Annotated in this window: 4 protein-coding genes; 2 read left to right on the top strand and 2 right to left on the bottom strand. The window is 71.8% G+C overall.

Annotation, left to right across the window (positions count from 1 at the left end; genetic code table 11):
* Positions 1-56: 56 nt before the first annotated feature.
* Complete coding sequence (locus tag MFF61_RS27215) at positions 57-2,171, bottom strand: carbohydrate porin (protein WP_238240828.1); 2,115 nt, start codon at positions 2,169-2,171, stop codon at positions 57-59.
* A 264-nt stretch (positions 2,172-2,435) separates the two neighbouring features.
* Between MFF61_RS27215 and MFF61_RS27210 the strand changes: the two genes are divergently transcribed.
* A complete protein-coding gene (locus MFF61_RS27210; RefSeq protein ID WP_238240827.1) occupies positions 2,436-3,440 on the top strand; it encodes a magnesium and cobalt transport protein CorA in 1,005 nt (334 codons plus the stop codon).
* Positions 3,441-3,447: 7 nt separating this feature from the next.
* On the opposite strand, the gene MFF61_RS27205 is transcribed toward MFF61_RS27210, so the two are convergent.
* On the bottom strand, positions 3,448-4,443 hold the full coding sequence (locus MFF61_RS27205) for a sensor histidine kinase (protein ID WP_238240829.1): 996 nt from the start codon (positions 4,441-4,443) through the stop codon (positions 3,448-3,450).
* A 315-nt stretch (positions 4,444-4,758) separates the two neighbouring features.
* Here MFF61_RS27205 and MFF61_RS27200 point away from each other — a divergent pair, with 315 nt between their 5' ends.
* Positions 4,759-6,381 (top strand): acyl-CoA synthetase, encoded by a 1,623-nt coding sequence (locus MFF61_RS27200; protein WP_238240826.1) that lies wholly within the window; start codon positions 4,759-4,761, stop codon positions 6,379-6,381.
* The last annotated feature ends 70 nt before the right edge of the window (positions 6,382-6,451 follow it).

Below are 6,451 nucleotides of genomic sequence, written 5' to 3'. Positions count from 1 at the left end.
TCTGGCTTCGAACAATCGAGAGCCGAACCAGCGGTCGTTTCCAATGACCGCTGGTCTCAGAAATCCACGTGGAGGCGGCCGCCGAAGAAGTCCGCCGGCCCGCGGTCCCGGTTGTAGGCCGGGTTCTCTACGTGCTGGTAGTTGAACGTCATCGTCACGGCCTTGGTGAGACCGAGGGCGTAGAAGGCTTCCACCGCCCGCTCGGGCGCGTAGTTCAGCCGCCCGTCGCCGATCAGCAGGCCGAGGCCGCCGGTGGCGAAGAAGGCGCGGTGCGAGGGCGAGATCTCGTTGCGGCTGGTGCCGAGCCCCACCGTGTCGCCGGGCCGGCCCCAGGCGCTGCCCTTGAGCGAGAGGCCGCCCGAGACGCTGCGGTCGATGTCGGTGAAGGACAGGCTCTCGTTGCGCCCGTCGTTGACGCTCGCGCGGGCGAAGAGCCCGAGATCGTCCGTGATCGCCTGTTCGAGGTTGATGTAGGCGCCGCTCTTGCGGCGCGGACGGCGCGTCAGGCTGGCGGCGTCGTTGACGTCGTCGAACAGGCCGGCCTGGGTCAGGGCCACGACCTGCCGGAAGTTCGCGGTGTTGCCGACGTTGCTGAACAGGCCGATGCGCAGCTTGCCGGGCCGGTCGAGCACCGGCAGGGTGTGGCGCCCCTCGAACTCCACGGTGAGGCCGCCGCGCTCGAACACCCGCGGGTCGAGCACGTCGCTCGACGGCTGCTTGGGCACCTGGGTGTAGGCGGCCCGCAGGGCGAATTCCTTGCGGTTGTACTCGACCATCACGCCCTGGGTGAAGCCGGGCAGGTTGGCCGGGAAGTCCCAGGCCGCCGCCCCCCAGATCGCCCAGTTGAAGAAGTCCACCCGCGGGTCGTGCGCGTAGACGTTGCCGTCGAAGAAGTCGCCGAGCGCAAACTTGCCCGCCACCACGGTGAGGCGCTCGACGGAGCGGGTGGTGGCGACCTGGTTGGGTCCGTCGGGCACGTCCTCGGTCTCGCCGCCGAGGTTGAAGGTCTGGCGCACGAAGTAGCGGTTCGAGCGCAGCTTGGGGAAGGGGGCGCCCGCCTTCTGGGCTTCGCCGTTGACGAATCCCGCGACGCCGAGCGTCCGGCTCAGGCCGAAGCCCTGCGAGAATTCCGGGTTGTAGTAGAGCTCGGTCCCCTCGGTCAGCTTGAAGCCGAGGAAGAGCGTCGCCGTCGTGGTCTGCTGGGCTTGACGCGGCACGAGGCTCTGCTCGCCGCGATAGGGGGAGCGGAAGCCCGGCACGCCCTGGGCCAGCAGCGTCGCCTGCCCGTGCAGCGAGTAGCGCGTCCGCTCGGCCGCCTCCGCCGCCTCCTCGGCCTCGGGCGGCAGGCGCAGGCCGGAGGGCAGCCAGATCAGCCGCGCCATCATCTGGTGCGCGGTGAAGCGCGTGGCCGTCGAGACCGGGCCGCCGGCCGGCCCCGGCAGGGTGCCGAGCGGGAAGGACCCGCTCGATCCGAGATCGGCGTAGCGGTAGTCGATGCCGAGCGCGAGGTTCGGGTGCACGGCGACCTGCAGCCCGGCGCCGAGGGTGAAGCCCAGGAAGCCGAGGTCGCGCTGGGCCGTCGCGAGGCCGCCCGCGCCGTCCGGGTAGGTGGCGATCACCCGCGCATTCGCCCCCGCGATCCCGAAGCTGGCATAGACGAGCGAGTTCTCGAAGCTGTAGCCGAGGCGGCCGCGCACCGAGCCGTAGAGGTCGCTCTTGGCGCGGATCAGGGAGAAGGCCGGATTGGTCGCCTCTGTGCCGAAGCCCGGCACGGTGCTCGGCACCGGCCGCTTCAGGTTGGCGGCGTTGATGTCGACCTCCAGGCCGACCAGCCACGGCCCGGTCTGCCAGTTCCAGCCGCCGAACACCCCGCCGACCGCGGTGGTGGCGTCCCGCCCGATATCGTTGCTGCCGGTGGCATCCCCGGTCTTGAAGGGCGCGACGGTCCGCCCGCCGATCCGCGTCGGCGCGAAGGTGAAGGCGCCGTAGGAGGCGCCCGCGCTGCCCTGGAGGCCGAGATAGCCGCCCGACCAGTCGACGAAGGCGGCAGGGGCGGGGGCGCCGGGATCGGCGGCCTGCGCGGGCACGTTCAGGGCGAACCAGGCCAAGCTTGCCGCCGCGCCGAGGGCGGCGCGCGCGGGACTCCGAGCGGGCGGCGGGCAGGTCGTCATGCGGTGTCGGGCTCGGGCCGAGGGAAGGGGCGGGGTTGACCAGCCACGGGCCGGCGCGGCTGTAAAGCACCCGGCCGCGCTCCCGCCCGGGATGAACGGCCCGGGGACTGACTGCGCGGCAGGGCGTTGAGGATCGGCCACACCCCGAACCTTCCGGTTCCTGCTGCGAAGCCGGCAAAGATCCCTACGGTCGAGTTTGCGGCCGCCGCTTGCCCTGCGGCAGGTTTGGGCGGCAGATGGCGCTCCCTCACGCGAGTCCCCCCGATGGCCCTCATCACGTCCGTTCCCCCTGCCGACGAGCCCGGCGTCGTCGCGGCCGGCGTCTACGCGGAGGGGCGCAAGGTCGCCGACGTGCGCGTGGCGGAGGCCGGCGAGTGGGCGAGCCGGCCCGGGCACCTCGTCTGGATCGGGCTCTACGAGCCTTCGGCGGCGCTGCTGCGGGAGATCCAGGCGCAGTTCCGGCTGCACCCGCTCGCCATCGAGGACGCGCTCAACGCCCACCAGCGCCCCAAGCTCGAACGCTACGGCGACTGCCTGTTCGTGGTCACACGCACCGCGCAGCTCGTGCAGGGCCGGATCGCGCTGGGCGAGACGCACCTGTTCGTCGGCCGCGGCTACGTGGTCACGGTGCGCCACGGCGCCTCGGAATCCTACGCGCCGGTGCGCGAGAAGACTGAATCCTGCCCCAAGCTGCTCGCCCACGGCGAGGATTACATCCTCTACGCGGTGCTCGACTTCATCGTCGACAACTACGCCCCCGTGATGGAGACGGTGCTGGCGGAGGCCGAGTCGCTGGAGGACCGCATCCTCAGGCGCGAACTCCTGCCGGCCGAGATCGAGCGGCTGTACCTGCTGCGGCGCGATCTCCTGCGCCTGCGCACCGCGGTGGTGCCGCTGGTCGAGGTCTGCCGCAAGCTCGAACACGGCGATCTCGTCGCCATCGACGAGGAGATGCAGCCCCTGTTCCGGGACGTCTCGGACCACCTGCGGCGGGTGCAGGACGAGATCGACGCGCTGCGCGAGGTGCTGGCCTTCGCCTTCGAGGCGAGCCTGATGCTCGGCCAGGCGCAGCAGACGGTCATCACCCGAAGGCTCGCGGCCTGGGCGGCGATCCTGGCGGTGCCGACCGCGATCGCCGGCATCTACGGGATGAACTTCGAGAACATGCCGGAGCTGAAGTGGCGCTACGGCTACTTCCTGGTGCTCGCCGGCATCGCGGCGCTGTGCGGCGTCCTCTACTGGCGCTTCCGCAAGAACGACTGGCTGTAGCGATCCGTCAGGCGGCCGCCGGGAACTCGACGCGCACCACCGTGCCGCTCTCGCCCGCATAGGTGAGGACGCCGTCGAGCTGTCCGGCCAGCGCCTGAGAGATCCGCACGCCGAGGCTGCGGCTCGCCGCCGGGTCGAACGCCGCCGGCATGCCCCGGCCGTTGTCGGCGATCGTCAGCGCCACCCGGGCGGCGTCGAGGCGCTCCAGCCGGATGGTGATGGTGCCGCGCTCGCCCGCCGGGAAGGCGTGCTTGCAGGCGTTGGTGACCACCTCCACCACCAGCAGCGACAGGGTGGTCAGGCGCGTGAGGTCGAGCCGGACCGGCGGGACGTCCACGAGGCAGACGATGTTCTGCGCCCCCGTGGCGTCGAGGAGGTCGGCGCACAGCTCCTGCAGGTATTGGCCGATCGGCAGGCTGATCCGGTCCGGATCGTAGAGGCGGCGGTGGATGCGCGAGATCGTCTCCAGCCGCACCCGGGCCTCGTCGAGCGCCGCCGCGGCCGCCGCCGGGTCGCCGGCCACCTTGCGCTTCTGCAGGGTGAGCAGCGCGGCGATGAACTGCATGTTGTTGGCGACGCGGTGCTGCAGCTCCTGGAACATGGTCCGCTGCTGCTCGTAGAGGGCGGCGGTGACGGCCTTCTCCTGCTGCAGCCGGGCCCCCGCACGGTGCATGACGTGGATCAGCCCGATATCGACCGTGACGATGAAGGCGTAGAAGGCGAGCGCGAGCGCGGTCGGGCCGTTCAGGACGAAGGTGTCCTGCGGGCCGAGGAAGAAGTACCACGCGGACAGGCCGCACAGCACGGCGCAGGTGATGCCCGGCCGCAGGCCGCAGAAGAAGGTCGTGAGGACGACCGCCGGGAAGAAGGTCAGGTAGGGGAAGCCGGGCGGCAGCACGGCATCGAGGGCGAAGCGCAGGCCGAGCGCCACCGCAGTGGCGCCGAGCGCGATGAGGTCGCCGAGCCAGGGATGGGCGCGCAGCCGCTCGGTGGACTGAACCAGGGTCCAGAAGCCGCTACGCCGTGCCGAGGGTGTGGCCGCATCGGACACGCGAACTCCGGACTCGGGAACCAGGATGCAGGCCGGCGCGAATCGCGCGCCCGCCGGCACGGCACTCTGGCAGAAAACGGCATAGGCCGAAACTCTGCCGTGATGGCGCATGCGGCGGCCCGGGCCCGAACCGTCTTGACAGGCCGAAACGACTGAACGAACGTTTGATTAAACGGGGAGGGGCGACGCCACGCCCACTGGCCCCCGGGCCGGAACCGGCAAAACGGGCGCGGCCGGGACGGACCGCCCCGCGGGAGAGGAACGCCGATGCTGACGCGTGCGCAGAGCTACGCCGATCTCGTCGCGGATTTCCGCTGGCGGATCCCGCCGCGCTACAACATCGGCACCGACGTCTGCGACCGCCACGCCTCCGGCAACCCGCTCGCGCTGATCGCCCTCGACGAGCGCGGGGTCGAGCGCCGCTTCGGCTTCGAGGACATCCGGCGCGCCTCGAACCGGTTCGCCAACGTGCTGGCCGCCCACGGCCTCGCGCGCGGCGACCGGATCGGCGTGCTGCTGCCGCAGGGGCCCGAGACCGCGATCAGCCACGTCACCGGCTTCCGGGCGGGGCTGATCACCATCCCGCTCTTCACGCTGTTCGGGCCGGACGCGCTCGCCTACCGGCTCGCCGACAGCGGCGCGCGCGCCGTGGTCACCGACCGGGTCGGGGCCGAGACGCTTGCGCCTCTGCGCGACCGGCTGCCGGGCCTGGAGCGGGTCTACAGCATCGACGGCCCGGGTCCCGGCGCGGAGGATTTCCACGCCCTGTGCGGGCGCGCCTCCGACCGCTTCGCGCCGGCGGACACGGCGGCCGACGATCCGGCGGTGATCATCTACACGTCGGGCACCACGGGTGATCCGAAGGGGGCGCTGCACGCCCACCGGGTGCTGCTCGGCCACCTGCCGGGCGTCGAGATGCCCCAGCGCTTCCTGCCGCAGCCCGGCGACCGCTTCTGGACGCCGGCCGACTGGGCCTGGATCGGCGGACTGTTCGACGTGCTGCTGCCGGCCTGGCACCACGGCGTGCCGGTGGTGTCGCATCGCGCGCGCAAGTTCGACCCCGAGGCGGCGTTCCGGCTGATGGCCGAGCAGGGGGTGCGCAACGTCTTCCTGCCCCCCACCGCCATGAAGCTGATGCGGCAGGCCCGGTCGGCGCCCTATCCGGGCCTGTCCCTGCGCTCGGTCGGCAGCGGCGGCGAGAGCCTGGGGGCGGAGATGCTGGCCTGGGGCGAGGCGGTGCTGGGCCTCACCGTCAACGAGTTCTACGGCCAGACCGAGTGCAACCTCGTCGTCTCCTCCTGCGCCGACCTGTTCCCCCCGCGGCCCGGCGCGATGGGCCGGAGTGTGCCGGGCCACGACGTGCGCATCGTCGACGACGAGGGCCACGCCGTGCCGGACGGCACGGTCGGCCACATCGCCATCCGCCGGCCCGACCCGGTGATGTTCCTCGGCTACTGGCGCAACGAGGCGGCGACCACGGCCAAGTTCGCGGGCGAGATGCTGCTCACCGGCGATCTCGGGCGGCGCGACCCGGACGGCTTCCTGTGGTTCGTCGGCCGCAACGACGACGTCATCACCTCCGGGGGCTACCGGATCGGCCCCGGCGAGATCGAGGATTGCCTGCTGCGCCACCCGGGCGTCGCGCTCTGCGGCGTGGTCGGCGTGCCCGACCCCGTGCGCACCGAGGCGGTGAAGGCCTTCATCGTGCTGAAGGAGGGCGTCGCGGGCACGCCGGAGCTCGCCCGTGAGATCCAGGACTTCGTCAAAACGCGGCTCGCCGCCCACGAATACCCGCGCCACGTCGCCTTCGTGCCCGACCTGCCGATGACCGCCACCGGCAAGATCATCCGGCGGGCGCTGCGGGAGCGGGAAGCCGACGCCGCCTCATGAGGCCGGCCGCAGGCAGAGACGAGAACGAGAGGGAGGACACCGTGTCACGACTGAAGAACCTCGGCCGCGC

Source organism: Methylobacterium isbiliense (genome assembly GCF_022179325.1).
Lineage (GTDB): Bacteria > Pseudomonadota > Alphaproteobacteria > Rhizobiales > Beijerinckiaceae > Methylobacterium > Methylobacterium isbiliense.
Note: the sequence above shows the minus strand (reverse complement) of the source record. Positions and strands in the feature narration are given on the sequence as shown.